Origin of the sequence: Luteibacter yeojuensis, from assembly GCF_000964085.1 — a bacterium.
GTDB lineage: Bacteria > Pseudomonadota > Gammaproteobacteria > Xanthomonadales > Rhodanobacteraceae > Luteibacter > Luteibacter yeojuensis_A.
In genome coordinates this window covers 1-2,800 of sequence record NZ_JZRB01000099.1, presented here as the reverse complement: position 1 = coordinate 2,800, position 2,800 = coordinate 1, and the positions used below count along the sequence as shown (strand labels likewise).

Sequence of the window (2,800 nt, the reverse complement as noted above, 5' to 3'; positions counted from 1 at the left end):
ACGGTGGCGCACGGGAACTCGCAAAGCCGTCGACGGGGTGAGCTTGCCAGAACCCGTGGGGGTCCAAGCGAGACGGCCTACGCAAAAAACGTAGCTAAGTTCCCCATGGCTAAAGCTGGGGATCAGTTGGCGGCCCAGTAGCCTTCGTGAAGCCACCACTGGCCGTCGCGGCGCTCCCAATAGGTGTGGACATAGTGTCGGCCAACGACGACCCGCTCCCAATGGCCGGGCATGCGCACATAATCACGTCCGTCCCACCGCCAGTAGCCGTGCGCCCAAAGCCACCCTTCCCTCGGCGGCGGCTCCACCTCGACCACTTCCCTGGGCGGCTCTTGCGTGACATGAATGACCGTCGGTCGAGGGGACTGCTCAATAACAACCACGCGCTCGGTGCGGGATGAGACGGGCGCACAGCCCGTGGCTAACGTGGTAAGGCAAAGCAACGGCCAGCGCATCGGGACGGACATAGAACCTCCTGGGTGGAAGCCTATGTGATCGCGCTCGCCTTTCCACGGGTTTTCCGGAAGGCGGCTGGGCGCTGAACGGACCCGACGAACCGACGATCGGTGGCGTGCGGTTTAGCCAGCGGCGGTGAGCTTGGTTTTCATCGCCGCGTAGTCCGCTCGATACTTCTTAGCGAGCGCTGTCTTCTGGGGATCGGTCAAAATCTTTCCGGCCATCTGGAAGAAGCTGCGCTCTTCTTCGCGCAGGTGATCGTGAAGTTCTTCCGAAAGCTTGCCGACCGTCGCCGTCCAGTGCCGCCCCGCGTGACCACGGGTCTGAAGATCTTCCACCAAGTCGTCCATCTTGTGATGGTCGGCCAGCGCATCGCGCGAGGGGTGGAGTCCACGATCGTCCATAAGCATGGGAACATAAAGGAACCGTTCCGCTGCTGCCTCATGAGCCGCCAGCTCGATGCGCAAGGAGGTGAAGATGGCGACCCGATCCGGACCAGGCTTGGCACGCATGAGCTTGCGGATGAGTGAGCGCTGGATGGCGTGGCTCTCGCGAAGGGCTTCGAAGATGGTTTCGGCCATAGTGGCTCCCGATGAATGCCGTGCCATCGTCCGGCGTTGCATGTATGCGGTTTGTCTTCAGCAAACCGCGAGAGAAGTCCAAGGCTGGCCTCGCTGTGGGGGAGATCTCCGTCACCTTTGATTGGACCGGTGCGATCGGCGCGACATACTCCGAGCGGCCTAACGCGCTGCGTGTCGCGGCCGCCGTGGCGGCGAGAGCATCCGTCCGCGCCAGGTCTTCCAACCTTGACGAATCAATGGTGCCGGCCATGAGAGGCGTGAGGGTGCCCGTTTCGATTCGTCACGCCCATTAACGTCTCGGTCCTCAGCTTCGACAACGCCACGGTCGTTCCGATGTGAATCTCTCCACGCTACGTCGAAAAGTCGGCGCCACCTTGCCCAGCATATCGGGCAAGACCGGCATATCGGCGGTGAGAATCCGCCCTCGCGTTACCTGCACGTAATCTTGCCAACCTCGTTGCGAACTTACCCGTGTCAAATTTCCTCACGAGGTTTCCTGTGAATCCGATTGACTCCTATCCAAAGCCGCCCTTTCCCCGTCAGCCCCAGCCGGTGCCCGGCCTGACCAGTAAAATGGACCCCCGTCCCGATCACGGAGAGTCAAGCTACATAGGGGCGCGTCGGCTCGGCGGCCGAAAGGCCCTTATCACCGGTGGCGACAGCGGAATCGGGCGAGCGGCTGCAATCGCTTATGCACGGGAGGGCGCGGACGTTGCGATCAACTACCTTCCCGAGGAGGAGGAGGACGCCAAAGAGGTGATCGCGCTGATCGAAGCAGCAGGGCAAAAGGCTTTCGCGTTTCCGGGCGATCTCCGAGATCAATCCTTTTGTGAAACACTCGTATCAAAGGTGGTTCAAGCCCTAGGTGGCCTTGATGTTCTAGTCAATAACGCTGGGCACCAACAGGCGATTGACTCGCTTAGTGATCTGACTCCGGAAGAGTTCGACACGACCTTCAAGGTCAATGTTTACGCCCCGTATTGGATCACCCGGGCCGCGCTGCCGCATCTGAAGCCAGGCGCTGCGATCATCATCACCTCGTCCGTGCAGGCGTTTGCCCCGAGCGCATCTTTATTTCATTACGCCCAGACGAAAGCCGCAAATGTTGCTTATGCGCGCTCTCTCGCTAAGCAACTCGGTCCTAAGGGCATCCGGGTTAACGCGGTAGCGCCCGGTCCTTATTGGACACCTCTGCAGACGTCAGGCGGCCAGCCTCAGGACGCCATCGAGAAGTTCGGTGAAGAGACGCCCCTTGGTCGCCCGGGCCAGCCCGTGGAGATCGCCCCACTCTACGTGGCTTTGGCTTCGGCAGAGAATAGTTATGCGACGGGCCAGGTGTATGGTTCCTCCGGTGGCATGGGTCAAGATTAAGGCCACCAGATACGCTTCTGATACCACGAGGCGCCGCATGGCGCCTCGTCCTTTTTCAACTCAGGAAATGGAACACGCATGGCTCCCCAGTTCAACGCCATTGACCGCAAGGCAGGCTGCTTGCCCATTGAAGCCTACGGCGTCCTTGGCGACGGACGCACAATCGCGCTCTCAGGAGCCGACGGGAGTTTGGACTGGTGGTGTGTCCCAAACATGGACTCGCCGCCCTTGTTCGATCGAATGCTCGATCCGGCAGCCGGAGGATATTTTGCTCTGTCGCCTAGGGATCTCGTCCGCGTGGAGCGACAATACCGGCCCCACAGCAACGTGCTCGAAACCACCGTCTACACCGTGGCGGGTGTGGCGCGAATCACCGAGTCGTTGAATAGCGG

3 protein-coding genes are annotated in these 2,800 nt (G+C 60.7%); 2 read left to right on the top strand and 1 reads right to left on the bottom strand.

The features are described 5' to 3' along the window. Positions 1-578: 578 nt before the first annotated feature. On the bottom strand, positions 579-1,037 hold the full coding sequence (locus VI08_RS20320) for a hemerythrin domain-containing protein (RefSeq protein WP_045831466.1): 459 nt from the start codon (positions 1,035-1,037) through the stop codon (positions 579-581). 498 nt (positions 1,038-1,535) lie between these two features. Here VI08_RS20320 and VI08_RS20310 point away from each other — a divergent pair, with 498 nt between their 5' ends. Then, positions 1,536-2,408 carry an SDR family oxidoreductase gene (locus VI08_RS20310; protein WP_428992170.1) on the top strand — a complete coding sequence of 291 codons (873 nt, stop codon included), beginning with the start codon at positions 1,536-1,538 and terminating at the stop codon, positions 2,406-2,408. 78 nt (positions 2,409-2,486) lie between these two features. Continuing rightward, the coding region (locus tag VI08_RS20305) for a trehalase-like domain-containing protein (RefSeq protein ID WP_045831463.1) at positions 2,487-2,800 on the top strand (314 nt) is incomplete at its 3' end.

Bases quoted from the DNA above. Each gene is read 5' to 3' on its own strand.
- VI08_RS20320 (WP_045831466.1), bottom strand. From the start codon at position 1,037: ATGGCCGAAACCATCTTCGAAGCCCTTCGCGAGAGCCACGCCATCCAG.